A 23,572-nucleotide genomic window follows, 5' to 3' on the forward strand; every position below is an offset into this window, starting at 1 on the left:
AATGGCCTTTTTCACCGTCTTTACCCGCAGCCTGACCCGACCTCTGACGCTGCGGCTGGTCGCCGCTTCGGTCGTCGTCTGCGCCGCGGCCTTCGCGCTGGTCTATGCCGGTCTGCGCCAGCAGGGCGAGGCGGCGATTCGCCAGACGATCGATACCGATCTGGCCGGGCTGGTTGATATCTACGGCGCGCAAGGCGCCGACGGTCTGCTAGGGGCGCTGTCGGCGCGGCTCGATCTGGCGCCGACGCGCGCCGAACAACCCTATTATGTGCTGCGCGATCCGTCGGGCAAGGCACTGGCCGGCAATATCACCACCGCACTGCGGCTCGATCCGGTGAAGTCCGAGGTCGGAAAGGTTGTGCTGGGCGAAGATGACGGGACGGCGGTGACGGGCGAGGCGCGCGCCACGACCCTGCGCGGTGGCTATGTCCTGATCGCCGGGCGCTCAGACGCTATGTTGCAGGCGACCCTGGCGCAGGTGCGCAACCTGTTTCTGATCGCGCTGGGCCTGATGGTCGCTGCGTCGATCTTCATTTCCGGTTATGCCTCGCGGAAGTTGCGCACCCGCGTGGACAATCTGAACGCCGTGTTCGACGCGCTGGAAACCGGGCAGCTCGACGCCCGCGCCACGGTACGTCCCGACGGCGACGAACTGGATCAACTGGGGCAGCACGTCAATGCCGCCACCGCCCGCATCCATCGCCTGATGAAGGCTCAGCGCGATGTGTCGGACCACACGGCGCACGAAACGCGCACGCCCCTGATGAGCGTCGAACGCGACATCCGTCTGGCGCAGTCGGCCAGCACGGACCCGGCGGTGCTCAAGCCGCTCGACAGCGCATTGGAGCGCATCCGCACCCTGCTGCGCCTGCTCGATGCCCTGCTCGACATCGCCTCGGCCGAGGCCCAGAGCGGCGGCGTCAAGGCGCTGGACGAGATCGATATTTCCGAAGTCGCCCGCTCGATCGCCGAGCTTTACGAACTGAGCGCCGAAGACGCCGGCCTGCGGCTGGTCTGCGACATAGACGAGGGCGTGACGATGCGCGCCGATGCTATGCAGATGTCGCGCCTGATGGTCAATCTGCTTGATAACGCTTTGAAATATGGCGCGGACGGGCAGGAAATCCGCCTGAGCGTCAAGCCAGGGCCGGTGATCGTGGTCGAGGACGACGGGGCGGGTGTCCCCGACGCGGAAAAATCAAGGATTTTCGAACGCTATCGCCGGATTGCCACATCGGACGGCCAACCAGCCCAGAAGGGACACGGTTTGGGGCTGGCGCTGGTAAAAGCCATTGCCGAACGCCACGATCTCGGCCTAAAAGTCGAAGACGCGCATATGGATGCGACGACCGGACAGCGCGGTGCGCGCTTCGTGGTCGCCAGAGGTCGGGTTGGTGGAGAGGTGGCATGAGCCGGGGGAGTCGGGTGCTGAAGGGCTGTGTCGCCGCCCTCGTTTTGTCCAGTACCGGCCTGTCCAGTGTACAGCTGGCGTCGGCGCAGGAGCGCGAGGTGTCGGTGGCGGTGGGCGATATCCTGCGCGACGGCCTCGAAGCCCAGGCGCGCGGCGACGGCGAGGCGTTGCTGAAGGCGGCACTGGCCCTGGCCCGCAGCGGAGCGCGGCCGGATACCGGCGATGCCGATCTGGTGCGCGTATGGATCAGGGACGCCCAGACGATGGGCGCGAAACTGCCCAAGACCTTCTATGCCTCGCGCGGGCTGCTGCTCGGCCCGGCCTACAAATCCGGCAAGATCGCCGCCAACGGTAAATTCACGACGCGGCAAAGCTTTGCCGGCGGACAGATGGCCGATATTCTGGTCGTACCCGCGCCGGGTGCCGCCCTATCGCTCCGGGTGATCGACGATGAGGGCGACGAGGTGTGTGCGGTTACCGCATCGTCGGAAAATCTCGGCTGTCGCTGGGTGCCGGTCTATACCGCACCGTCGTCGATCACGGTCGTCAATACCTCTCGCAAACCCGCCAAGTTCTACCTTGTGATGAATTAAACTGTGTCGGCGACGACACAGGGGGTGTGCGACAAGCAAAATCCTGAGCGATAAAAGCGCCTTACAGTCAATGTAAGATGCAGGTCTCATCCGGACATGTCATTCAGGAGACACAGCCCACCGGCCTTTTCATTCCAATCCGCGTAAATTTTATAGACGCTGACGACGGACATGTTTAGGTTTGTGGCGAAAATGCGGCCCGCGGCATGGTGCTCAAGGTCAGTAGATATTCCAAACGATTTCCATAAGGACCTTTGCCCATGAAACGCCTGGTCGCCGCCGTCGCCGCGCTCTCGCTCATCTCCTTCGGCCCGCAGGCCTATGCTCAGGCCCCGGCACCGACGCCTGCCCCGACCGCGTCTCCGGCCGTCGAGGCCGCAGGCAAGCTGCCGGAAAGCCTGATGCTCTCGATGCAGGTCGCTTATATCTGTCAGGGCGTGCAGGGCGTCGATATCTACAATCAGGTCAAGGATATCTCCTACCAGCTGACCCTGAAGATCTCGGAAGACGAGGCCAAGACCAAGGAATTCATCAACCTGATCGAGGACCAGGCCAAGCAACTGTGCCCGGATACCAAGACCTGCTGGCGCGAATTCCTCAAGATGCCGAACGCCACCGAGGCCGAAGGCAAGGCCGCCTGTGAAAAGGTGACCGAAGCGGCGCTGGGCGACACGCTGAAACTGGTCAAGGTCATCACCGGCGACAATTCGTAAGTTTTTGGTTCTCATATCGAAAAAGCCCCGCAGCGATGCGGGGCTTTTTTTGTGTTCAAGCGCATCCCAAAAAGTGTGCAGCGGTTTTTGGCATCGGATGCGCGTCAAAGAACGAGCAAGCGCATCCCAAAAAAGTGTGCGGCGATTTTGGAATCGGATGCGCGTCAATAATGTGTTATATTACCGCAGTGCGAATAAAACTGAGACACATTATCAGGATTGCCTTGCGAATGAGTTGCAAGAGTGTTACGGCAAACCCACAAGTGTTAATGACGTGATACGGGCGATCTACAAGCGATGAGCGTTCAGGGTATAACCGAAGGTCTGGCCGGGGAGGGCGCCTTGCCGCGCCACGTGGCGTCACCGACACGGGCCGGTTCACCTGCGATCAAAAAGAAGATCAATGCCGGTCTGGCGTGGGCCATCGGACTCTCCATCGGCTTCCACGCGGCGATTGCCGCCTATGTCATTACGACGCAGTTCGTCCTGCCGGAATACAAGCAGGACGAGGCGGAGGCCATTCTGGTCAGTATGGGGCCGCTGCCAACGCCCGAAGAGACGCCGCAAACACCGCCACCGCCGCCACCGCCCGACACCAAGCCGATCCTTCAGCCGCGTGAAACGCCGACGCCCATTTTTCAGGATGTACCGCCCCTGCCGCTGCCGCCGGTGAAGACCGAGGAGCGCGTCGTGTCTCAGGCGCCGTCGCCGCCGGAAGTGGCCAAGGGCCCGCCCGCGCCGCCTGGTGCCGTGGCCGGGCCCAAGAACGATTTCGTGGCCGTCGATGTCGACTCGGCCCTTACCAACAATCCGTCGCCGCCCTATCCGCCGCAGGCTAAGGCCCGCCACGAAGAAGGCACGGTCGTCCTGCGCCTTCAGGTGCGCGGCGACGGCAGCGTCGGCGACGTACAGATCAAGCAGTCGAGCGGCTCGATGCGGCTGGACAATGCCGCCGCCGCCGCCGTGCAGCGCTGGCGCTTCAAGCCAGCGACTCAGGGCGGCAAGCCGGTCGATTCGTGGGCCACGGTGCCGATCACCTTCGGCTTCAGGAAGCGTGGCGGTGGTCCGGACCGGGGCGGCCCGGACGGTCGAACAGACGGTCGTGATGGCCCCCGTGGTGACGATCGCGGCCCGCGCGATGACAAACGTAATCCAGATGGACGCGGTCAAGGCCGCCCCGACCGAAATACTCAAGGAGATGATCAATGAGCGTTATGAAGCGCCTTATGGCAACCACCGCCGTGCTAGGCCTGCTGGCCGCCGCGCCTGCCGCGATGGCGCACAGCCAGTGGCTGCTGCCGTCTGCGACTCAGGTCGAGGCCTCGACCAACCCGGAGCGTCCGACCTATGTGACGGTCGACGCGGCCACCTCGAACGGCCTGTTCTACGCCGATCACAACGCCATGCGCCTGACCAATATCGTCATCAGCGCGCCGGACGGTTCGTTGATCCAGCCGGAAAGCCCGTCGACGGGCAAGCTGCGTTCGACCTTCGACGTCAAGCTGGCGACGCCCGGTACCTATCGTATCGCCTCGGTCAACGCCTCGGTCGTCGCTACCTACAAGGTCGGTGAGGAAACCAAGGTCTTCCGCGGCACCGAAGAAACGCTCAAGACCGACGTCCCGGCCAATGCTGCCGAGCTCAAGATCAGCCGCAACTTCGGCCGCGTCGAAACCTTCGTGACGGCCGGTAAACCCTCGGAAATCAAGCCGGTCGGCAAGGGTCTCGAACTGTTCCCGCTGCAACCGACGACCGATTTCGTCGTCGGCGAAAAGGCGAAGTTCCGCGTTCTGCTCGACGGCAAGCCCGTGCCGAACCTCAAGGTCAAGGTAACCCCCGGCGGCGTGCGCTTCCGTGGCGAACTGGGCGACCAGACGGTGACGGCGGATGCCGAAGGCACGATCGCCATCGACTGGAAATTCGGCGGCGCCTATTACCTCAACACCTCCTATCCGCCGCGTCCGGAAGCCGATGACGACGATCATGGTCCGGCAGCCGGTGGCCAGGGCGGTCAGCGTCCCCAAGGCCAGCAAGGTCAGGCTCAAGGCGGCGAAGGTGCCCCGCGTCCGCAGGGCCAGGGTCAGGCGGGTCAAGGCGCCGGCGGTCCCGGCGCTCAGGGTCAAGGTGGTCAAGGTATGGGTGGTCGTCAGGGCGGCATGGGCGGCGGCATTCCCCGCGACATGGTGCCGCTGCGTTCATCCTACGCGCTGACGGTCGAAGTTCTGCCGTACTAAGACGAAAAAACAGGATAAGCCCTTTGCACACAAAGGGTTGAGGCCGGAGTGGCGGGCGTGTGGGCGCCTGCGGCTCCGGCCTTTTTCTGTTCGCTATTCGACCGAATTGTCAACAATGGTGTTGATTTTGCGACACACTCGCAGGGAGTCGTGTCAATCCTGAAAACTTTTGTCAATTAGATGTTGCAATGCATTCGCAAATCTTTATTGGCACCTAATAATTATTCGCAATCTCACCGAGATCCCGTTTTTCATATCCGGCCCGCGTACAGGGGCCACCTCTTCAGGCGTTCGGACGCGGGGCGTATGCCCGCTCTGATCGCCTTCATTTCGGCTCCGTCGCCTTCCTGACGCGGCCTAACAAAAAGAGACACTCATGACTCACATCCGTAACCGCAAGCACGGCGCCAACCGTTATCTGAGCGCGGCGCTTTTGGCCGCTGCCGCCGTCCCGGCGCTGTCGTCCGCTGCTATTGCGCAAGAAAAGACCGACAAGAAGCTGGACGGCGTGACCGTCACCGCCGAAGAGAACGCCTATAAGGCCGATGTCGTGTCGTCGCCGAAGCAAACCCAGGCGCTGGTCGATACCCCGAAGACCGTTCAGGTCATCAAGAAGGAAGTCATTCAGGAGCAGCAGGCGACGACCCTGATGGAAGCCCTGCGCAATACGCCGGGCATCACCATGCAGATGGGCGAAAACGGCAACACGTCTTCGGGCGATACCTTCCAGATGCGCGGCTTCGACATGTCGGGTTCGTTGCTGGTCGACGGTCTGCGCGACCGTGGCGTCGCCACGCGCGATACCTTCAATATCGAGCAGATCGAAGTCGTCAAGGGCGCCGGTGGCGCCGATTCGGGCCGCGGTTCGTCGTCGGGCTATATCAACGTCTCGACCAAGCAGGCTTCGCTAGACGACGCGGCCTCGGCTTCGGCCACCGCCTACAGCCAGGGCGGTTACCGTGCTACGGCCGACGTCAACAAGGCGATCGGCGAAACCAGCGCCCTGCGCCTCAACGTCCTGTCGCAGGATATCGACACGGCGGGCCGCGATTTCGTGAAGCGTTCGGGCTACGGCGTCGCCGCCGCCTACGGCATCGGCCTTGAGACCAAGACCCGCTTCCACCTGTCGGGTCAGTATCTGAACAACGACAATACGCCGGACGGCGGCATCTCGTCGATTGGCTGGCCGGGCTTCTACAACGCCACCGCCGAAGTGCGCAACGCGCCGAAGGTGCGCGTCGAGAACTATTACGGCAGCGTCAACGACTACGAGAAGCAGGAGCAGGGCTCGGTCACGGCCAAGTTCGAGCACGACTTCGACGCCGGCATCTATTTCACCAACGTGGCGCGCTGGTCGAACACCTCGCTGGAGCGCGTCCTGACGGGCGTCAACGGCATCACGGCGACCACCGTGTCCAACCCCTCAACCTGGACCCTGGCCCGTTCGCGTCAGCGCGTCGGCCAGAAGGCCGAGACCTTCAACAACGTCTCGAATTTCGTCACCAGCTTCACGACCGGCTCCGTGACGCACGACCTCGTCTTCGGTTTCGAATATTCGGATGAGACGACCAATGTCGGCACCTATGGTACGGTCGGCACGACGCCGAACGCCAACCTGTATAACCCGAACGCCAACGACGTCATGGCCCCGTTGAACCTGATCGGGACGGCGACCGGCACGGCGTGGACGATCAGCGACTCGCAGGTGGCGTCGATCTATGCTTTCGACACCCTGACCTTCAATGAAAAGTGGATCGTCAATCTCGGTTTCCGTTCGGACTCCTATCGCATCGAATATTCGACCCATACCAGCACGGGCACCAAGACCGCCGATCTCAAGGCCGCCAGATCGATCAGCGCTTACAAGGCCGGTCTGGTCTATAAGCCGACCCCGAACGGCTCGGTCTATGTATCCTACGCCACCTCGCTGACGCCTCCGGGCAATGCCGGGACCCTGTCCTCGACCGCGGTCAATATCAACAACGCCAATGTCGATCCGTCGGAGACCAAGAACCTCGAAGTGGGTGCCAAGTGGGACCTGTTCGCGGGCCGCCTCGGCCTGACCGGCGCCTGGTACAAGACCAACCTGACCAACCAGCTGGTGCAGGATACCGATGGTGACGGTTTCGCCGAAAACTACGGCGACCGTGAAATCAAGGGCTTCGAGTTCGGCTTGAACGGTCAGATCACCGACAAGTGGAACATCACCGGCGGTATCCAGACCATGGACGACAAGCAGAAAGAGGGCGGCACGGTTGGCGCTACCACGCGCTGGTCGCCGGAAGTGTCGGGCTCGTTCTGGTCCACCTACGCGTTCTCGGACAAGATCAAGCTGGGCGGCGGTGCGCGTTATATGGGCGAGCAGAAGCGCGACCTGACGGTCGGCGAAACGCCTGCGACCACGAACATGGCCAAGATCCCGGAATACTGGGTCGTCGACGCCTATGGTTCGTATCAACTGACCGCCAAGGCGGCGCTGCAACTGAACGTCTATAACATCGCCGATGAGGAATATATCTCGGTCCTGAACAACGGCGGCGCGCGTCTGATTGCCGGTGCCCCGCGTACGGCGTCTCTGACCCTGAACTACAAGTTCTAAGGTGAGGGATGTTCAAAGGTCTGCGGCATTATATCCCCGCCGCCGCCCCTTGACCTTTCTTCAAGGACTTTCATGATCTACTGGCTCCGATCCCTCCGGTCGGAGCCTTTTTCGTTACGAGATACCGATGCTGCTGCACCTGCCCGAAGTCCTGACCGCTGCCGAGGTGGCCGAAATCCGTGCTGAGCTTGAGCAGGCGCGCTGGGCCGATGGCGCGCTCAGCGCCGGGCCGATGGCGCAGAAGGTCAAGCAGAATCGACAACTACCCGCCGATGCGCCCGAAGCGCGCATACTGGGCGACCGCATCGAAGCGGCGCTGCGTCGTCATCCGCTGTTTGTGTCGGCAGCCCTGCCGCGCGTGGTGATCACGCCGCGCTTCAATGCCTATCAGGGCGGCGGCCATTACGGCAACCACGTCGATACCGCCATTCATAGCGATCCGTTCAAGGGCCTGACCGCCCGCACCGATGTCTCGACGACGGTGTTTCTCAACGCTCCCGAAGACTATGAAGGTGGCGAACTGATCATCGAGGACACCTACGGCGCGCACGAGGTCAAACTGGCCGCCGGGGATGCGATCCTCTATCCGTCCACCTCGTTGCATCGCGTCGAGCCGGTGACCGAGGGTATTCGTCTGGCCTCGTTTTTGTGGACGCAAAGCATGGTGAAGGACGGCGAGCGCCGCCGGATGCTGTTCGAACTCGACATGACCATATTGCGCCTGCGCGGACAGATCGGCGATACCGAAGAGGTCGTCGGCTTGACGGCACATTATCATAATCTTCTGCGTCAGTGGGCCGACCTATGATCAAGCCACCGCTCACGGCCATTCCGTCGGATATCGTCTCGGTCAACGACTACGCGCCCTATGCCAGGGAGCGCCTCAGCCCGATGGCATGGGAATATCTCGATTCCGGCGCGGGCGACGAATGGACGATGATGGACAATGTCGCCGCCTTCAAGGACATACGCCTGAAAGGTCGCGTGCTGGGGGAGGTCGGTGGCGGCCATACGCGGCTGAACCTGTTCGGTCAGACCTACGAGCATCCGATTTTTCTGGCACCGGTCGCCTATCAGAAGCTGTTCCATGCCGGCGGCGAACTGGCCACGGCGCTGGGCGCGGCGGTGACGCAGACGCTTATGGTGCTCTCGACCCTGTCTACCACCACGCTCGAAGAGGTCGCGGCGGCGCAGACCGCGCAACTATGGTTCCAGCTTTATCTTCAGCGTGATCGCGCCGTGTCGCTTGACCTGATCCGCCGGGCCGAACGCGAAGGCTACCGCGCATTGGTCGTGACGGTCGATGCCCCTTTGGCCGGGGTGCGTAACCGTGAGCAAAGGGCGGGGTTCACTTTGCCCGCGCCGTTATCACCGGTGAATCTGCCCGGCACGCCGCCGGTCCCACAGGTGGGCGCCGGTGAGAGCCTTATTTTCGACAGCCTGATGCCCGCCGCGCCGACCTGGAAAGACATCGAATGGGTGCTGAAAGAGGCGCGGGTTCCCGTGCTGATCAAAGGCATTCTCGCCCCCGAAGACGCCGAACACGCCCGTGCTCTGGGGGCCGCAGGGATCGTCGTGTCGAACCACGGGGGACGGGTGCTGGATACCGTTCCGGCCAGCCTCGACGCCTTGCCGCGCATAGCGGAAATCATTCAGGGCCGCATCCCGATCCTGCTCGATGGCGGTGTGCGGCGCGGGTCCGACGTATTCAAGGCCATAGCGCTGGGGGCGACCGCCGTCATGGTCGGGCGGCCCTATGTGCAGGCGCTGGCCACCGCCGGTGCCTTGGGGGTCGCGCACGCCCTGCGCACCCTGCGCGAGGAGCTTGAGATCGTCATGGCCCTGTCTGGGGCGAAGACGTTGGCCGATATCGGCCCGGACCACCTTTTTCTCTGACGTTCGCGCAGGATTCGGCACGCGGACGGCGTAATTATGGATATGTCGGCTTGCCATTACAGAATGGGGTTGATAATGAGAATGATTATTAGCAATCCGTATTTCCAAGCCCGATAAGGCCCTGATGTCCGTTTCCTTCAAACCCAGCCCGTCCTTCTGGCGCAATCAGTTGCGGCAGTGGCACTGGATTTCCTCCGCCCTCTGTCTGGTGGGGATGATCCTGTTTTCGGTGACGGGTTTCACGCTCAACCACGCAGCGCAGATCGAGGCGAAACCGCAAGTCACCTCGTGGGAAAAAGACCTGACGGACGGTACCATCGCACTATTGCCCAAGGCCGAGGACAAGGTTGCCGTGCCTGCCGATCTGGCCGCCGCGATCAAGGCCGATACGGGTATCGATGTGGCGAAAGTCGCGCCGGAAGTGTCGGACTCCGAAATCTATTTCGCCCTGCCGGGGCCGGGCTTCGACGAGTGGCTGAATATCGAGCGCGATACGGGCTACGTCACCTATGAAAAGAGCCATCGCGGCGTCATTGCGGTCCTTAACGATCTGCATAAGGGCCGCAACGCCGGACCGGCGTGGGGCTGGTTCATCGACATCATCGCCATCGCCTCGGTCATCTTCTGCCTGACCGGATTGGGCCTGCTGTGGATCTATGCGCGCGGTCGCAGGATCACCTGGCCGTTGATCGGCCTCGGCACCATCGTGCCGTTCATCCTGTTTCTTCTGTTTATCCATTCGTAAGGACACGACTATGTTTGCGAAATCTGCTGTTTGGGCGACCGTTCTTGGGGCTGGCGCTGTAGGCGCCGCTCAGGCCGGAACCGTTACCGTTGAGGTCGAGGTGCCGCGCCTTGGCGTTGCCGAATACCATAAGCCCTATGTCGCGGGCTGGATCGAAGACGCCGCCGGTGCGCACAAGTCGAACCTGTTCGTTTGGTATCAGATCGGCAAGGGCGACAAGTGGCTGAAAGACATCCGCACCTGGTGGCGCAAGTCGGGCCGTGACCTGACCTTGCCGATCGACGGCCTGACCTCGGCGACCAAGGCCCCGGGCCGCCAGACGGTGAAGCTCGACTCGAATTCCCCGGCCTTCAAGGGCCTCGCCGCCGGTGACTACGTGCTGAACGTCGAGGCCTCGCGCGAAGGCGGCGGCCGCGAAGTCGTCAAGGTACCGATCAAATGGGACGGCAAGAAGGCTTCGGCGGCGTCGGCCAAGGGCACGGCGGAACTCGGCGAAGTCAAGTTCGCCTATAAGCCTTAAGATTAATACCTCCCCGTAAACAGGGAGGGATGTAAGTGATAATGACCCCAACCCTGCACAGCCCCGCGCCGGACAATCGCGTCCTCGTTCCCGACCTGCACCGCAGGCCGGAGGACGCGGCGGGCTGCGCGCGGTATGTGCTGTCGGGCAAGGCCTTCGCGACGACGTGGCAGGTGGTATTTCATGCCGACCGGGCTATCGATATCGACGCGTTACAGGCAACCGCTCAGGCCTATCTCGACCGCATCGACGCCCAGATGTCGCCGTATCGCGCCGATTCCGACCTGACGCGCTTCAATAGCGCGCCAGACAGCGCCTACGTGCCCTTGCCGCCGATGCTGCTTCAGGTCATTCGTCAGGCGCTCAACATCGCCCGCATGACCGACGGGGCCTACGATCCGGCTCTGCTGGAGGCCGTCGAGGCGTGGGGGTTCGGCGCCAAGACCGTCGCGCCGGGCGTCCTGTCGCCGGTCGCCGTACAAAGCCTGAAACGTCGCGCCGACTGGCGTGCGCTCGACTGGGCGGCGCACGGCCTTATCAAGCCCGCCGGTCTGAGGCTCGACCTGTGCGGCATCGCCAAAGGCTATGCGGTTGACGGCCTGACGCAGATTTTGCGCACGACGCCGGGCATCCGTTCGGCGCTGGTCGAGATCGGCGGCGAACTCAAAGGGTTCGGGGTGCGCGACGACGGTTTGCCCTACTGGGTCGAGGTCGAAGGCGCCAACCAACGCACTGTCATCGCGCTATGCGATCTGGCCGTGGCGACGTCCGGCGATTCCAGACGGTTCTTTATCCACGACGGTGAAATCCTGTCGCATACCATCGATGCCGCGACCGCCGCGCCGACGCGGTCGGGCGTCAGCTCGGTCACGGTGTTCGACGCCGCCTGCTGGCGCGCCGACGCGCTGGCCACGGCTTTGATGGTGATGGGCGAGGACACAGCCATGGCGTTTTGCGCGGCCCATGATATTCCCTGCCTGATGCGGATGCAGGCGGGCCACGAACGCCTGAGCCCGGCGCTGGAGGCCTGGTTGTGATCGAACTGGTCAATACTGATACGCTGCGTCTGAGCCTCGCCGCCGGGGCCGGTGTTCTGTGGCTGTTCATGAGCGCCGCGATCCTGTGGCCGCGCGGGCGCAAAAGTAGCGCCGAGATCGTCGATGCCTTGATCCTGTCGGCGTCGCAATCCGGTCAGGCCGAGGAACTGGCGCGTCACACGCAAAAGACTCTGGCGGCGGGCGGCCTGACGACGCGCTATGCCTCGATCGGCGCAGTCGATGCGGCGGACCTGCAAAACACCAAGCTCATCCTGTGCGTGGCCTCGACCACCGGCGTCGGCGACGCACCGGACGATGGCCGCATGTTCGAAAAGACTCTGATGGCGACCAAACCCGACCTGTCCGCGCAAAGCTTCGCCATCCTCGCCTTAGGCGACCGGTCTTACGAGGATTTCTGCGCCTTCGGACATCGGATCGATGACTGGCTGAAAGCGTGCGGCGCGACGGCGAAAAAACCGGTACTGGAGGTTGACGACCTAGACGCCGCGGCGCTGAAAACGTGGGAAAACTACCTCGCTGAATGGGGCGGCAGCCATGTCGAGGAAAGCAATCCGTTCGCGCCGTGGACTCTGACCGCGCGGGCGCGACTCAATCCCGACAGTCCCGCTGCGGGCCTTTTCCGCGTCGATTTCACCGTGCCGGACGGCGTGGCGTGGCAAGCGGGTGACCTCACCGAAATCCTGACGCCGGACGGCCATCGCCGCGACTATTCCATCGCCACATTGCCCGAAGAGGGCCGGTTGAGCCTGTTCGTGCGCGAGGTGATCAAGGATGACGGGTCGCGCGGCGTGGGTTCGGGTCTGCTGACTCACGCGCTCAATGCCGACGACACCGTGCCGCTGCGGCTCAAGTCGCACAAGGGGTTTCATGCACCGGCGGGTAAAGGTCCGGTCCTGCTGATCGCCGCCGGATCGGGGCTGGCCGGGCTCAGGCCGCATCTGATCGCGCTGGCCGCCCAAGGCCGTCCGTGTTGGCTGGTCTATGGCGAGCGGCATCCGGTCCATGACGGGGCGCTTAGCCGCGACATGCAGGCGTGGCAAGGGCAGGGGAGGTTAAAGCGCCTCGACCTGGCCTTTTCGCGGCCCAATGATGGCGCAAAGCAATATGTGCAGGACCTGCTGAGCCAACGCGCTGCCGCAGTGCGCGACTATCTGAGCGTTGACGGGGCGGTGATGGTCTGCGGCGGGCTCGATATGGGCCGCGCGGTCGAAGCGACCTTGCGAGACATCATGGGCGAGGGCTGGCTCGACGCCGCCCTGACATCTGGCCATTACCGCCGGGACCTGTATTAAACTCTAGGCTCCCGACTTGCTGGCGCGTTTGATGACGCCGGAGAAGGTCATCACCATACGGTCGCCGACCTTGATCTGGCCGCGGCCGAAAATCGTCGATTGTCCGGCGCGAGTGATTTCACCCGTGGCGATCACGACGTCGCCCAGATTGCCGGGGCTGAGAAAGTGCGCATCCAGTTGCATGGTTACGCCGCCCGACGTTTTGAAGGTTTCCACGGCAAAGACGTAGAGCGCCGTATCGGCCAGCGACAGCAGGCAGCCGCCGTGCATGATGCCGCCGCCGTTCAGGTGACGCTGCTCGACCTTGAGCGCGACCTGCATCTTCCCGTCGACGTCGGGCAGGTAATAAAACGGGCCGATGAGGTTGACATAGTCGTCATGAAAGGGCGAAAGAAACCAACCCTTGAATTCGCCGTCCTCGACCTGAACGGGTTGCAGTTGATCGGCCATAGTCCATCCTTACACAAACACAGTTGCAGGCTCAAACATGTCGAACCCGGTAGAAGAGCTCATTGTCGAACTCCTGACTGATCTCAAAAGTAACGACACCCTGAGCCCCAATCAAGTCGCCAAGACGATTAATGAGGAAAACTGGCGCCGCCAGTTGCCGCAGGTCCGCGCCGCCATACAGAAGCTGGTCGATGAAGGCAAGATCGAGGTCCTGCGTAAAGGCAAGGTCGTCGATTTCGAAGGCATCAAAGGTATTTACAGACTGCGCCTCGCTCGGACGGGGCAATAGTCAGAAACACCTATTGTCCGCTTATACGGCCCGCTTTATGCAGAACAGTGTATTTTAATAGCTGTTTCAGTGTTTAGTGATTACATACGCCTTGATGTCGAAAGCCGATTTTACAGTTCAGACCGCTTCGGGAGAGGGGAATCCCGTCGTCAGCCTCAAGGGTGACTGGACGGCGGTGAGCCTGCGCGACGCCGGTGAGCGTCTGACGGCGGCCCTCAAAGGCAAGACGAATATCCGCATCGACAGCGCCGAACTGAAAGCCTTCGATACCGCCGGGGCCTATGCGGTGCGCTCGGCGGTGGGCGACAATTGCGACGACGACCTGTTCACCGAACACGACAGCCATCAGCGCGTCTATGCGCTGGTCTGCGACCTTCAGCCCAAGGTTGCCGAGGCTCAGGCCAAGACCGCGCGCAACGCCTTTTCGCCGATCGTCAATGCCCTGGCGGCCGTCGGCCACAGCACCGCCGAATTGCTGGCCGATCTGCGTAATCTCAATATCTTCATTGGGCAGCTGGTGACGGTCAGTTTCCTGTCGTTTGTCACGCCGGGCCGCATCCGCTGGACGCCGCTGGTCGCGCAAATGCAGCAGGCCGGCCTTGGGGCGCTGCCGGTCGTCTGCGTCACCAATTTCTTCGTCGGCGCGGTCGTGGCCTTCCTCGGTATCCTGCAATTGCAGGCCTTCGGGGCCTCGGTCTTTGCGGTGGAGCTGATCGGCATTTCGGTGCTGCGCGAATTCGGGCCGGTGATTGCCGCCGTGCTGATGGCGGGGCGTTCGGCCTCTAGCTTTACCGCTGAAATCGGCGCCATGAAGATGAATCAGGAAATCGACGCCATGCGCGTCATGGGCATCAATCCCTTCGACGCCCTGATCTTCCCGCGTCTGGCGGCGCTGATCCTGACCGTGCCGCTGGTCTCGTTCGTCGGTTCGATGGCCGGCCTGTTCGGCGGCCTGATCGTCGTCTGGGGGACGCTGGGCTATGGCCCCAACTTCTTCCTCGGCCGCATGAGCGAGTACGTACCCTTCGTCAATTACTTCGTCGGTTTCATCAAGACGCCGTTGTTCGCCATTGCCATTACGGTCATCGGCTGCCGTCTGGGCATGATCGTGACGTCGGATGTGATCTCGCTCGGCAAACAGGTGACCCGCGCGGTGGTTCAGGCGATCTTTACCATCATCCTGATCGACGCGGCGATCGCCATGATGTTCAACGGGTTCAACTTCTGATGGCCCATATGGACGATCCCGATATCGAAGCGACCGAAGCGGCACAGGCGGAAGCCGGACGCGCGGTGCATCCCATCGTCATCGAAGGCCTGCGCAATCAGTTCGGCAGCACCGTGGTGCATGAGGGTCTGGACCTGACGGTCGAACGCGGCAAGGTGCTGGGCGTCGTCGGCGGCTCCGGCACCGGCAAGACCGTGCTGCTCAACTCGATCCTCGGGCTGCAACGCCCGACCGGCGGCAGCATCCACCTGTTCGGGCAGGACATCACGAAACTCAGCGAGAAGAAGATGCGCGCCATGCAGTCGCGCTTCGGTGTGCTGTTTCAAAGCGGCGCCCTGTTTTCGGCCCTGAGCGTGGTGGAAAACATCTGTGTGCCGCTGACCGAATATGCGCGGCTCAAACCGGCCATGGCGCGGGAAATCGGCTTGCTCAAGATGGCATTGGTCGGTCTGCCGCTCGATGCGGCGGACAAACGGCCGTCGGAGCTGTCGGGGGGCATGATCAAGCGCACGGCGCTGGCCCGCGCGCTGGTGCTCGACCCGGAGCTTCTGTTTCTCGACGAACCGACCGCCGGTCTGGACCCCATTGGCGCGGCGGCCTTCGACAACCTGATCCGCGAACTGTCGGACAGCCTCAATCTGACGGTGTTCATGATTACCCACGACCTCGACAGCCTCTATGCGATCTGTGACGAGGTGGCAGTACTGGCCGACCGGCAGGTGGTCGAAAAGGCCCCGCCGAAAGTGCTGGAAAAATCCGAACACCCGTGGATTCATGAATATTTCCACGGCCCGCGCGGCCGCGTGAGCAAAGGAGAATAGCGTGGAAAGACAGGCCCATTACGCGTTTGTCGGCCTCATAACGCTCGTTCTGGCGGGCGCGGCCTTCCTGTTCGCCTTCTGGCTGATTCAGGGCAGTTTCAACGAAACCTATGCCGAATACGATGTTTTGTTCAACACGCCGGTCAACGGCCTGACCGAAGGCGGCGAGGTTCATTTCAACGGCATCAAGGTCGGCGAGGTCAAGGAGCTCAAGCTGGGGCAGGTCAATACCAGTCAGGTCATCGCCACCGTGCGCGTTGAAGCTTCGACGCCGATCCGCGTCGATTCGACCGCCGTGCTGGAGCCGCTGGGCGTTACCGGCCTCAACTATATCCAGATTTCGCCGGGCTCCAAGGAAGCCGCCCTGCTGAAAAAAGCCTCAGGCATGGGCGCGCCCAATCCGGTCATCCGGGCGACCGAAAGCCGCCTTGACAAGCTGTTGTCCGGGTCCGGCGGTGTGATCGAAAGCGCCTATGAATCTCTGAGCCGGATCAACAAGCTCCTGTCGGATCAGAACCTTAATTCATTTGCACAATCGCTTAAGAACATTGAAGATATTACCGGCGACATCGGCGAGGTAACCGAGGACCTCAAGAGCCGCAAGCAGATGCTCGACGATGCGCACGAGGCCATCGTTCAGGCCGGGATCGCGGCGCAAAATCTGTCGAAACTGGCCGACTCGGTCGATGTGCTGGTCAAGGATCGCGTGCCGGAAACCATGGCCCGCATCGACAGCGCGGCCACGGAACTGGCGAACGCCGCGACCGAGGTCCAGACTCTCGCCAAGACGATCGAGCGTCCGGTGAATGAGATTACCGAAAGCACGCTGCCGGCGATGGCGGAAAGCCTGCAAAACCTCAACAGCGCCACCCGCGCCGTCGAACAGCTGGTCGACGAGATCCGCTCAAGCCCGCAGGGCCTGATCGGCAAGGCCAAGGCCAAGGACAGGAAGGTCAACTAGCCATGCGTTTTCCCAAATTCAAAACCCTGGCCATCGCCCTGATGGCGGTTGGCGCGACGGGACTGGCCGGTTGCATCACGCTCCTGCCGGAGGTGAAGCCGATCCAGCTCTATACCTTCCGCTTCAATCCGGAGGTGGTCGACAAGCCGCTGGCTCCGACGCCGACGGTCGCCGAACCGGTCGATCTGTTCCTCAATTTCGACAGCTTCCCGCGCGCGGCGGCAGGCGACCGCATCCTGACGACCGAGGGCAACGAAGTGTCCTATATCTCCGGCGGCCGCTGGGCCAGCGCCGCGCAGGGGCAGTTCCGCGACCTGCTGTCGGAAGGCTTTGCCCGGGTGGGATCCGACCGTCTCCGCATCGGCGGGCAGGGCCGGGTGACGGCCAAGTATCGTCTGGATGTCGATGTGCGCCGCTTCGAAGCCGCCTATGTGCGCCGCAAGCCCAGCATCATCGTGGCGCTGGACGCCCGCGTGGTGCGCCTGTCGGATCGCAAGGTCGTCGCCCAGCGTCTGATTTCGTCGGACGTGGCCGTGCGCAAGAACGACCTGACTCTGCTGGTCGAAGGCTATGAAAAGGCCTCGTCTCAGGCCGTGGTCAGCCTGATCGGTTTCACCGAGGAGGCCGTTGCGACCGCCGAGGCCGAGACGCCGACCGCCGTGGCCACGCCGCAGGGCCCGGTCAAGAAGTAAGCTCGCGCGCCACCTCGGCAATCAGCGATCGCAGCCAGCGGTGCGCCGGATCGTGGCGGTAACGGACGTGCCACGCCATTTCGACCGGAAAGGTACCCAGATCGACAGGGGCTTCCACCGTCTTCAGCCGCCGGTCGTGGGCCAGGTGACGGCAGATCAATCGTGGCAGGGTCGCGCAGTAATCGGTCACCGCGATCATTTCCGGCACCGCAAGGAAATGCGTCACCGACACGGCGACTTCGCGCTTGACGCCTTGGCGATCCAGAGTCTGAAACAGGCCCGCGCGCAGTCGCCCCGGCGGCAGCACGTTGACATGCTTTAGCCGTTCGTATTGTTCGCGCGACAGGGTATCGTGGATTTCCGGGTGACCGACGCGGACGACGCAGGCCAGACCTTCGTCCATCAGGTGCTGCACGATCAGATTATCCGGCGGATCGACGAGGCGGCCCAGTACCATCGCCGTCGTCCCCGACACGACGCCCGTATCGGCCAGGTCGGTGCCGAAAGGGACCAGCCTCAACCGGATACCGGGCGCCCGCTGGCGTAACCGCGCCACCACCGCAGGCATCAGCACGAATTCGACATAGGAATTGGGCGCGACGGTGAACAGGCGCTCTGCCTTGGTCGGATCGAAGTCCTGTTGACCGAGAATAATGTCATCAAGCTGCGCCAGAGCCGCGGCGATGACCGGCGCCAGTTCTTCGGCCTTTTCCGTCGGCTTCATACCGTAGCGTTCGCGGATGAACAGAGGGTCGCGCAGGGTGTCGCGCAGGCGATTGAGGGCGTTGGACAGGGCCGGCTGGGTGATCCCCAGCCGTTCGGCGGCGCGCGTGACATTGCGCTCCTCCATCAGGGCCACGAAAACCGGTAGCAGGTTCAGGTCGTATCGCATTCAGTTATATTGTTATGTGAATAACTAAAATAAAACAAATAAATTTCAGGAATATGCCTGCGCAGCGCATATTCGGCCTGTCCACAACGGGCAAACGAATATTTAGACGCGCACCTTTTTCCGAAAACCGCTTCACACTTTTCGGGGTGTGCTTATGGAGACTAAGATGACCAAGGGTACAGTTCTTATTATCGGCTCCAACGCCACGCGCATTGAGGTTCAGGGCGGTGGCTTTGGCGCCACCGGGCAATATCTCAACGAAACCGTCGTCCCGGCGATGGCGATCATCGAGGCCGGTTACGATATCGTCCTTGCCACGCCGAACGGTAGCAAGCCTCATATCGACCCCGTATCCGACGCGGTCGATCACTTCGGCGGCGATCAGGCCGCGCTGGAACGCGCCCGTGCCTTCTATGCCAACGACCCGTCGATGAATGACGTGCGCACCCTGCGCGCGGTGATCGAAGGCGGTCTGGATCGCTATGCCGGGGTCTTCGTGCCGGGCGGTCAGGCCCCGGTCGTCGATCTGATGCAGGATGCCGACCTCGGCGAAATCCTGCGTCATTTCCACGAACGCGAAAAGCCGACGGCCCTGTTGTGTCACGGCCCGATCGCCGTCGCCGCAGCCTTGCCGCACGCTCGCGAATTCCGCGCCGCCCTGATCGCCGGCGATGTGGCAAAGGCCGCCGAATGGGCTAGGGGCTGGGCTTATGCCGGTTATAAGATGACCGTCTTTTCCAACAGCGAGGAAAAGGTCGTCGAGGACTATATCCTCAACGCCAAGCTCTATTTCAACGTGGTCGATGCGCTGGAAACCGCCGGAGCCGAGGTTCTCACCACCCCGGTCGATTTCGAGCCCAATGTCATCGAAGACCGCGAACTGATCACCGGTCAGAACCCCCGTTCCGATCGTCCGCTGGCCGCGCGTTTTGTAGCGGCGCTCAACCGCGCAATGGTCGCGGCTTAACCCACACCTCTCCCCTCGTGAGGGGAGAGGTGTGAAAAAAGGAATTATTCTATGACCTCCGTCAAGGTTATTGCCATCCTCGTCGCTCGTCCTGACAAGATCGAAGCCTTACAGGCCCTCCTGTCCGGCATGACTGGTCCCTCGCGCGCCGAACCGGGTAATCTGCGCTACGACCTGTGGCAGGACCACGCCGATCCGGCGCGTTTCGTCCTCGACGAGCTCTATATCGACAGCGACGCCGTTGCGGCGCACCGCGCGACCCCCCATTTCCAGACCTATCTGGCCCACATCAATGATCTGGCCGAGCGCACCGCCTGGGTGCTCGACCCGGTTCAGGTTCTCTAAAGGAGATATTCTCATGGCACTCAAAGACATCCTGCCGGGCCAGCTCGGCTTCGGCGCCGCCCCGCTCGGCAACATGTTCCGCGACATCCCCGAAGACGAGGCCCTGGCCACGGTCGAGGCCGCGTGGAACGACGGCATCCGCTATTACGACAACGCGCCCTTCTATGGCGCGGGGCTCGCCGAAATCCGCATGGGCGAGGCGCTGAAAGACAAGCCGCGCGCCGACTACGTCATCTCGACCAAGGTGGGTCGGGTGATCCTCGATGAAGTTGAAGACATCAGCGCCCGCGATCTCGGCGAAAAGGCCGGCGTGTTTCAGTATGGTCGCGCTAATAAGATCGTCAACGACTACACCGCCGACGCCACCCTGCGCTCGATCGAAGACAGCCTGAAGCGTTTGCAAACCGACCATATCGACATCGCCTTCGTCCACGATCTGGCGCAGGACTTCTGGGGCGACCACTGGCTGGAAAAATTCGAGGAAGCGCGTACCGGCGCCTTCCGTGTGCTGGACCGTCTGCGCGACGAAGGCGTCATCAAGGCGTGGGGGCTGGGCGTCAACCGGGTCGAGCCGATCGAGACCCTGCTGGCGTTGGATGAGCCGCGCCCCGACGCCTTCCTTCTGGCCGGACGCTATACCCTGCTCGATCATGACAAGGCCCTGCAACGCGTCATGCCGACCGTCACCGAACGCGGTCTGGGGATCGTGGTCGGCGGCCCCTATAGCTCCGGCGCGCTGGTCGGCGGTCCGAATTTCGAATACGCGCCCGCCACGCCTGCTATCCTCGACAAGGTGGCGCGCATCAAGGCAATCGCCGATCGCTACAGCATCAGCATGAAGGCGGCGGGCCTGCAATTTGCGCTGGCCAATCCGGCGGTCGCCGCGGTTATCCCCGGCGCCAGCCGTCCGGGTCGCATCGCAGAGGACAGCGCCGCCCTCAGCGAGACCATTCCGGCGGATTTCTGGCGCGAGTTGCGTCAGGCCGGGCTGGTCCATCCCGACGCGCCCCTGCCTGTCTAAGGTCTATTGTGTCGGTGGCGCGCCGTAATAGTCCGGCGCGCCGTCGAGGCGCACATCGATGCGGTCGAGGATAAAGCCCGGATCGAGCGCGTAGATTTCCACCCGGTGCTTCCCGGCAGGAAGCTGTTTGAGGGGGATCGACCGCACCGCCGTATTGCTGAGGACGTTCTGTTTCCACTCTTCGCTGCGTCCGAAGGTTTGATAATCCAGGACCTGTACCGGGCCGCCGTCGATCGAGACGCCAATCCGCACGCCATTGGTCGAGGTCAGGGGATGGACAGGGAGGGCGACGATTTTCACGTCCACATCGGTCTTTGCGCCTATCGTGAAGTCATAGACCAGCGGCGTCACTCCGGCGGTGTCTGTCACCGATTTCAGGTCGAGCTTCGACCGCAGCGCCGCACCGCGCGACCCCAGACCCGGCACGGCCTCCCACTGCGGGCCGGACGCGGCGGTGGCGGGCAGGGAGATGATGCGGTTGAGCTCGGAGGGGGCGTCCGTTTTCAATAGTTTCGTCGCCACCTTGATCGTCTTGCCGCCGCAGACGACACTACCATCGATGGATGCGCCGCCCTCATAACTTACCTTTACACGTTGCTCGAACCCGTTGGCCGGGCTCAATTTTCCGCTGATACCATCCGTTGTGAATCCCGTGAGCGTCCAGTCGGCGGGCTGGCCCGCGCTATAGATCGTCACGTATTTTGTCGAGGGCTTGCCGACGGTAAAAGTCAACGCCGAGGCGTCCACCGAACAGCCGGGTTTCGTCGGCAGGGTCCACTGCGGATAGATCGGCTCATCGAAGACAGGGAGGCGACGCGGCGCCATGTCCATCATGCCGCTCCATTTGCCCGCATTATAGGTGGCCGTATCGGCGACGATGCGCGCATGGGCGGCCCTGGCCTGATCCGACAGGGCGTTGACATTGGCACGTCCGGCCTTGGCATAGACGGCGGCCATATCGAGTTTGAGGATACGCTCATTCAGACTGGCCGCGCCGCGTACCGGATATAGCACCAGGTGGAAGAAGGCGTCCTGACGGTCGGCGGGCAGGGCGGCCCCCACGGCTTCGGCGCGCCGGGTCAGCTCGGCGTAGCGGTCGAGCCGCGCCTGCGCTTCGGCACCGCCGGTGCGGACGTAGTCGCTGATGACATTGGGACGCGTCGGCTCGGTCTGACCGCCGCCCATAAATTCCGGACGGCGCTCCCACGCGAGATCGTAGTATTCGGTCATGATATCGGCGATGTCGTCGGCCTTATCCGCGCCGAACTGCTGCGCCGCCCACGCCTTGAGGTGGGCGCGCGGCGTCTGCTCGAAGGCCTTGCGGTCGAAGGCGAGGTCGAGGAAATACTGCGTCAGATATTCGCCCGGCTTGATATCGCCGACATTGACGATCCAGATCTTGCGCGCGTCCATCTGATACGCCCGGTCCATCTGTTCGCGGATCAGGGCCGGGTGCGTCGTCCCCAGCCACAGATAGTCGTGCGGCCGCCCCCAGTAGGAGATATGGTAATATACGCCCGATCCGCCCTTGCGCTTCTGCTCTTCCGGTGTCGATAACTGGTTGATATAGCCGTAATTGTTCTCCGGCCACACAAGCGTCACGTCGTCCGGCACGGTGAGGCCGGTCATGTAGATGTCAAGGACTTCCTTATACAGCGTCAGGACCTGCGGCACCTCGGTCGCGGGCTTGCCCTGTGCCTTCGACAACAGGCCGCGCTGGATTTTGAAGACCTCGGCCAGGGCGTCGCGCGCCTGTTCCGGTGTTTTTGCGCCCTCCATCGCCGAGTCGTGTTTGCCGCGCAGGCCGATCGACCAGATATTGTCGAAGGCCTTCACCTCATCGGCGCGTTCGGCCCAGTATTTGATCATCTGGTCGCGGTTGGTGAAGAAGTTGAATTCGCCGCGCGTCTTGTCGTCCCATTCGCGGACGTTGTTGCGCATCATCGGCTCGGCGTGCGAGGTGCCCATGACGATGCCATAGGCCGCCGCTTTTTCAGCATTGCCCTTGATCTGATAAAAGGGCTTGGTCGAATCGTGCATGGCCGGCCACAGGGTATTGGCCTTCAGGCGCCACATCAGCTCGAAGATGCGGCCATAGGTCTTCGGCCCGATATCGCCGACCTCCGGCTCATAGGTCTTGGCCGCCCACGGCTGAAGGCCCCAGTCCTCGTCATTGAGGAAAATGCCGCGATACTGCACGGACGGCGAATCCGACCGGCGCTGGCCGCCCTCGACGGTGAGATGTGCCACCTGGCGCGGCGTCACATCGGCCCACCATTCCCAGGCCGAGACGCCCATCTCGCGCGTCAGGTCGATGACGCCCCACACCGTGCCGCGCGTGTCGGACCCGGCGATGAGCAGATAGCCCTGTTGCGGGTTGCGCTTCGAGCGCACGAACACGCGCTCGTAACGCTCCCATTGGCCTTTCAGTACGGCCAGATCGAGACCGGCGTCGCGCGCGATCTTGCCCACCAGCGGCGAATCGTAACGCCCGATCACGACGCAGACCCGTGTGCAGTCCCTGAGGTCCTGCGACACCTTCGGGGCCTGACCGGTCACGCTCTTCAGGTCGCGCGCCAGAAGGTCAGCCGCCAGGCCCAGAGTCGTATCCTGGTCGTGGACGACCGCCGACACCTCTTTACCGTCGAAGAGAACGACGGGCTGCGCCAGCACGGGAGTCCATAGAGCTAAACCGATCAGGCACGATATGACTGTTGTCAGGGTCCGGGTCCCGGGGCGTCCGTTCATCTTCGTTTCCTGTGTCAGGCCGGATTTCCCAGCACATTTTGCCTTGATAGGCCTGTTCTTTTATGTGACGGAGAGGGGCTGCGCAAGCCATGCCGTT

General features: G+C 62.6%; 23 protein-coding genes. 20 read left to right on the forward strand and 3 right to left on the reverse strand.

From position 1 onward, the window contains the following. Window position 1: 1 nt before the first annotated feature. From AEYBE204_RS31695 to AEYBE204_RS31740, 12 genes are all read left to right on the forward strand, one after another. A complete protein-coding gene (locus tag AEYBE204_RS31695; RefSeq protein ID WP_023462576.1) occupies window positions 2-1,411 on the forward strand; it encodes a HAMP domain-containing sensor histidine kinase in 1,410 nt (469 codons plus the stop codon). Continuing rightward, window positions 1,408-2,004 carry a hypothetical protein gene (locus AEYBE204_RS31700; protein WP_155908375.1) on the forward strand — a complete coding sequence of 199 codons (597 nt, stop codon included), beginning with the start codon at window positions 1,408-1,410 and terminating at the stop codon, window positions 2,002-2,004. The genes AEYBE204_RS31695 and AEYBE204_RS31700 overlap by 4 nt, the downstream gene beginning before the upstream one ends. 260 nt (window positions 2,005-2,264) lie before the next feature. Then, entirely contained in the window at window positions 2,265-2,717 is a 453-nt protein-coding gene (locus AEYBE204_RS31705) for a hypothetical protein (RefSeq protein ID WP_023462578.1), read from the forward strand. Between the two features lie 297 nt (window positions 2,718-3,014). Further along, window positions 3,015-3,926, forward strand: a complete 912-nt coding sequence (locus tag AEYBE204_RS39555) for an energy transducer TonB (RefSeq protein ID WP_023462579.1) — start codon at window positions 3,015-3,017, stop codon at window positions 3,924-3,926. Beyond that, complete coding sequence (locus AEYBE204_RS0120385; RefSeq protein ID WP_023462580.1) at window positions 3,923-4,951, forward strand: DUF4198 domain-containing protein; 1,029 nt, start codon at window positions 3,923-3,925, stop codon at window positions 4,949-4,951. The genes AEYBE204_RS39555 and AEYBE204_RS0120385 overlap by 4 nt, the downstream gene beginning before the upstream one ends. 376 nt (window positions 4,952-5,327) lie before the next feature. Further along, window positions 5,328-7,550: a TonB-dependent siderophore receptor gene (locus AEYBE204_RS31710; RefSeq protein ID WP_023462581.1), complete on the forward strand. Its 2,223-nt coding sequence runs from the start codon at window positions 5,328-5,330 to the stop codon at window positions 7,548-7,550. 127 nt (window positions 7,551-7,677) lie between these two features. Further along, the gene (locus tag AEYBE204_RS31715) at window positions 7,678-8,358 is read left to right on the forward strand and encodes a Fe2+-dependent dioxygenase (protein WP_023462582.1); all 681 of its coding nucleotides are present in this window, start codon (window positions 7,678-7,680) and stop codon (window positions 8,356-8,358) included. Continuing rightward, the gene (locus AEYBE204_RS31720) at window positions 8,355-9,446 is read left to right on the forward strand and encodes an alpha-hydroxy acid oxidase (protein ID WP_023462583.1); all 1,092 of its coding nucleotides are present in this window, start codon (window positions 8,355-8,357) and stop codon (window positions 9,444-9,446) included. Before AEYBE204_RS31715 ends, AEYBE204_RS31720 begins: the two co-directional genes overlap by 4 nt. A gap of 124 nt (window positions 9,447-9,570) precedes the next feature. Further along, complete coding sequence (locus AEYBE204_RS31725; protein ID WP_023462584.1) at window positions 9,571-10,191, forward strand: PepSY-associated TM helix domain-containing protein; 621 nt, start codon at window positions 9,571-9,573, stop codon at window positions 10,189-10,191. A 10-nt stretch (window positions 10,192-10,201) separates the two neighbouring features. Then, window positions 10,202-10,711: a DUF2271 domain-containing protein gene (locus tag AEYBE204_RS31730; protein ID WP_023462585.1), complete on the forward strand. Its 510-nt coding sequence runs from the start codon at window positions 10,202-10,204 to the stop codon at window positions 10,709-10,711. Between the two features lie 41 nt (window positions 10,712-10,752). Beyond that, window positions 10,753-11,748 (forward strand): FAD:protein FMN transferase, encoded by a 996-nt coding sequence (locus tag AEYBE204_RS31735; RefSeq protein ID WP_023462586.1) that lies wholly within the window; start codon window positions 10,753-10,755, stop codon window positions 11,746-11,748. Further along, window positions 11,745-13,061, forward strand: coding sequence for a flavodoxin domain-containing protein (locus AEYBE204_RS31740; protein WP_023462587.1), 1,317 nt, complete (start codon window positions 11,745-11,747; stop codon window positions 13,059-13,061). The genes AEYBE204_RS31735 and AEYBE204_RS31740 overlap by 4 nt, the downstream gene beginning before the upstream one ends. Before the next feature lie 3 nt (window positions 13,062-13,064). Here the strand turns inward: AEYBE204_RS31740 and AEYBE204_RS31745 are convergent, their stop codons facing one another. Beyond that, on the reverse strand, window positions 13,065-13,511 hold the full coding sequence (locus AEYBE204_RS31745) for a PaaI family thioesterase (protein ID WP_023462588.1): 447 nt from the start codon (window positions 13,509-13,511) through the stop codon (window positions 13,065-13,067). A 37-nt stretch (window positions 13,512-13,548) separates the two neighbouring features. Here AEYBE204_RS31745 and AEYBE204_RS31750 point away from each other — a divergent pair, with 37 nt between their 5' ends. The 5 genes from AEYBE204_RS31750 (at window position 13,549) to AEYBE204_RS31770 (ending at window position 17,502) form a co-directional block, all read left to right on the forward strand. Continuing rightward, entirely contained in the window at window positions 13,549-13,800 is a 252-nt protein-coding gene (locus tag AEYBE204_RS31750; protein ID WP_023462589.1) for a DUF3253 domain-containing protein, read from the forward strand. A gap of 94 nt (window positions 13,801-13,894) precedes the next feature. Beyond that, window positions 13,895-15,028 carry an ABC transporter permease gene (locus AEYBE204_RS31755; RefSeq protein WP_023462590.1) on the forward strand — a complete coding sequence of 378 codons (1,134 nt, stop codon included), beginning with the start codon at window positions 13,895-13,897 and terminating at the stop codon, window positions 15,026-15,028. Between the two features lie 8 nt (window positions 15,029-15,036). Next, entirely contained in the window at window positions 15,037-15,849 is an 813-nt protein-coding gene (locus AEYBE204_RS31760) for an ABC transporter ATP-binding protein (RefSeq protein ID WP_031230768.1), read from the forward strand. A gap of 1 nt (window position 15,850) precedes the next feature. Further along, window positions 15,851-16,810, forward strand: a complete 960-nt coding sequence (locus AEYBE204_RS31765) for an MlaD family protein (protein ID WP_023462592.1) — start codon at window positions 15,851-15,853, stop codon at window positions 16,808-16,810. A gap of 2 nt (window positions 16,811-16,812) precedes the next feature. Then, the gene (locus tag AEYBE204_RS31770) at window positions 16,813-17,502 is read left to right on the forward strand and encodes an ABC-type transport auxiliary lipoprotein family protein (protein ID WP_023462593.1); all 690 of its coding nucleotides are present in this window, start codon (window positions 16,813-16,815) and stop codon (window positions 17,500-17,502) included. On the opposite strand, the gene AEYBE204_RS31775 is transcribed toward AEYBE204_RS31770, so the two are convergent. After that, window positions 17,492-18,394 carry a LysR substrate-binding domain-containing protein gene (locus AEYBE204_RS31775; protein WP_023462594.1) on the reverse strand — a complete coding sequence of 301 codons (903 nt, stop codon included), beginning with the start codon at window positions 18,392-18,394 and terminating at the stop codon, window positions 17,492-17,494. The two genes, AEYBE204_RS31770 and AEYBE204_RS31775, sit on opposite strands and share 11 nt — an antisense overlap. Window positions 18,395-18,560: 166 nt before the next feature. Here AEYBE204_RS31775 and AEYBE204_RS31780 point away from each other — a divergent pair, with 166 nt between their 5' ends. Genes AEYBE204_RS31780 through AEYBE204_RS31790 form a run of 3 tightly spaced genes read left to right on the forward strand, consistent with a single transcriptional unit; the run spans window position 18,561 to window position 20,727 of the window. Then, window positions 18,561-19,361, forward strand: coding sequence for a type 1 glutamine amidotransferase domain-containing protein (locus tag AEYBE204_RS31780; protein ID WP_023462595.1), 801 nt, complete (start codon window positions 18,561-18,563; stop codon window positions 19,359-19,361). 51 nt (window positions 19,362-19,412) lie between these two features. After that, window positions 19,413-19,706: a putative quinol monooxygenase gene (locus AEYBE204_RS31785; protein ID WP_023462596.1), complete on the forward strand. Its 294-nt coding sequence runs from the start codon at window positions 19,413-19,415 to the stop codon at window positions 19,704-19,706. A gap of 13 nt (window positions 19,707-19,719) precedes the next feature. Further along, entirely contained in the window at window positions 19,720-20,727 is a 1,008-nt protein-coding gene (locus tag AEYBE204_RS31790) for an aldo/keto reductase (protein ID WP_023462597.1), read from the forward strand. Between the two features lie 3 nt (window positions 20,728-20,730). Here the strand turns inward: AEYBE204_RS31790 and AEYBE204_RS31795 are convergent, their stop codons facing one another. Beyond that, window positions 20,731-23,475 (reverse strand): glycosyl hydrolase 115 family protein, encoded by a 2,745-nt coding sequence (locus AEYBE204_RS31795; protein ID WP_081724680.1) that lies wholly within the window; start codon window positions 23,473-23,475, stop codon window positions 20,731-20,733. Between the last annotated feature and the right edge of the window lie 97 nt (window positions 23,476-23,572).

The organism is Asticcacaulis sp. YBE204, from assembly GCF_000495855.1.
GTDB lineage: Bacteria > Pseudomonadota > Alphaproteobacteria > Caulobacterales > Caulobacteraceae > Asticcacaulis.

Bases quoted from the DNA above. Each gene is read 5' to 3' on its own strand.
- AEYBE204_RS31695 (WP_023462576.1), top strand. From the start codon at position 2: ATGGCCTTTTTCACCGTCTTTACCCGCAGCCTGACCCGACCTCTGACG.
- AEYBE204_RS31700 (WP_155908375.1), top strand. From the start codon at position 1,408: ATGAGCCGGGGGAGTCGGGTGCTGAAGGGCTGTGTCGCCGCCCTCGTT.
- AEYBE204_RS31705 (WP_023462578.1), top strand. From the start codon at position 2,265: ATGAAACGCCTGGTCGCCGCCGTCGCCGCGCTCTCGCTCATCTCCTTC.
- AEYBE204_RS39555 (WP_023462579.1), top strand. From the start codon at position 3,015: ATGAGCGTTCAGGGTATAACCGAAGGTCTGGCCGGGGAGGGCGCCTTG.
- AEYBE204_RS0120385 (WP_023462580.1), top strand. From the start codon at position 3,923: ATGAGCGTTATGAAGCGCCTTATGGCAACCACCGCCGTGCTAGGCCTG.
- AEYBE204_RS31710 (WP_023462581.1), top strand. From the start codon at position 5,328: ATGACTCACATCCGTAACCGCAAGCACGGCGCCAACCGTTATCTGAGC.
- AEYBE204_RS31715 (WP_023462582.1), top strand. From the start codon at position 7,678: ATGCTGCTGCACCTGCCCGAAGTCCTGACCGCTGCCGAGGTGGCCGAA.
- AEYBE204_RS31720 (WP_023462583.1), top strand. From the start codon at position 8,355: ATGATCAAGCCACCGCTCACGGCCATTCCGTCGGATATCGTCTCGGTC.
- AEYBE204_RS31725 (WP_023462584.1), top strand. From the start codon at position 9,571: ATGTCCGTTTCCTTCAAACCCAGCCCGTCCTTCTGGCGCAATCAGTTG.
- AEYBE204_RS31730 (WP_023462585.1), top strand. From the start codon at position 10,202: ATGTTTGCGAAATCTGCTGTTTGGGCGACCGTTCTTGGGGCTGGCGCT.
- AEYBE204_RS31735 (WP_023462586.1), top strand. From the start codon at position 10,753: ATGACCCCAACCCTGCACAGCCCCGCGCCGGACAATCGCGTCCTCGTT.
- AEYBE204_RS31745 (WP_023462588.1), bottom strand. From the start codon at position 13,511: ATGGCCGATCAACTGCAACCCGTTCAGGTCGAGGACGGCGAATTCAAG.
- AEYBE204_RS31750 (WP_023462589.1), top strand. From the start codon at position 13,549: ATGTCGAACCCGGTAGAAGAGCTCATTGTCGAACTCCTGACTGATCTC.
- AEYBE204_RS31755 (WP_023462590.1), top strand. From the start codon at position 13,895: ATGTCGAAAGCCGATTTTACAGTTCAGACCGCTTCGGGAGAGGGGAAT.
- AEYBE204_RS31760 (WP_031230768.1), top strand. From the start codon at position 15,037: ATGGACGATCCCGATATCGAAGCGACCGAAGCGGCACAGGCGGAAGCC.
- AEYBE204_RS31770 (WP_023462593.1), top strand. From the start codon at position 16,813: ATGCGTTTTCCCAAATTCAAAACCCTGGCCATCGCCCTGATGGCGGTT.
- AEYBE204_RS31775 (WP_023462594.1), bottom strand. From the start codon at position 18,394: ATGCGATACGACCTGAACCTGCTACCGGTTTTCGTGGCCCTGATGGAG.
- AEYBE204_RS31780 (WP_023462595.1), top strand. From the start codon at position 18,561: ATGACCAAGGGTACAGTTCTTATTATCGGCTCCAACGCCACGCGCATT.
- AEYBE204_RS31785 (WP_023462596.1), top strand. From the start codon at position 19,413: ATGACCTCCGTCAAGGTTATTGCCATCCTCGTCGCTCGTCCTGACAAG.
- AEYBE204_RS31790 (WP_023462597.1), top strand. From the start codon at position 19,720: ATGGCACTCAAAGACATCCTGCCGGGCCAGCTCGGCTTCGGCGCCGCC.
- AEYBE204_RS31795 (WP_081724680.1), bottom strand. From the start codon at position 23,475: ATGAACGGACGCCCCGGGACCCGGACCCTGACAACAGTCATATCGTGC.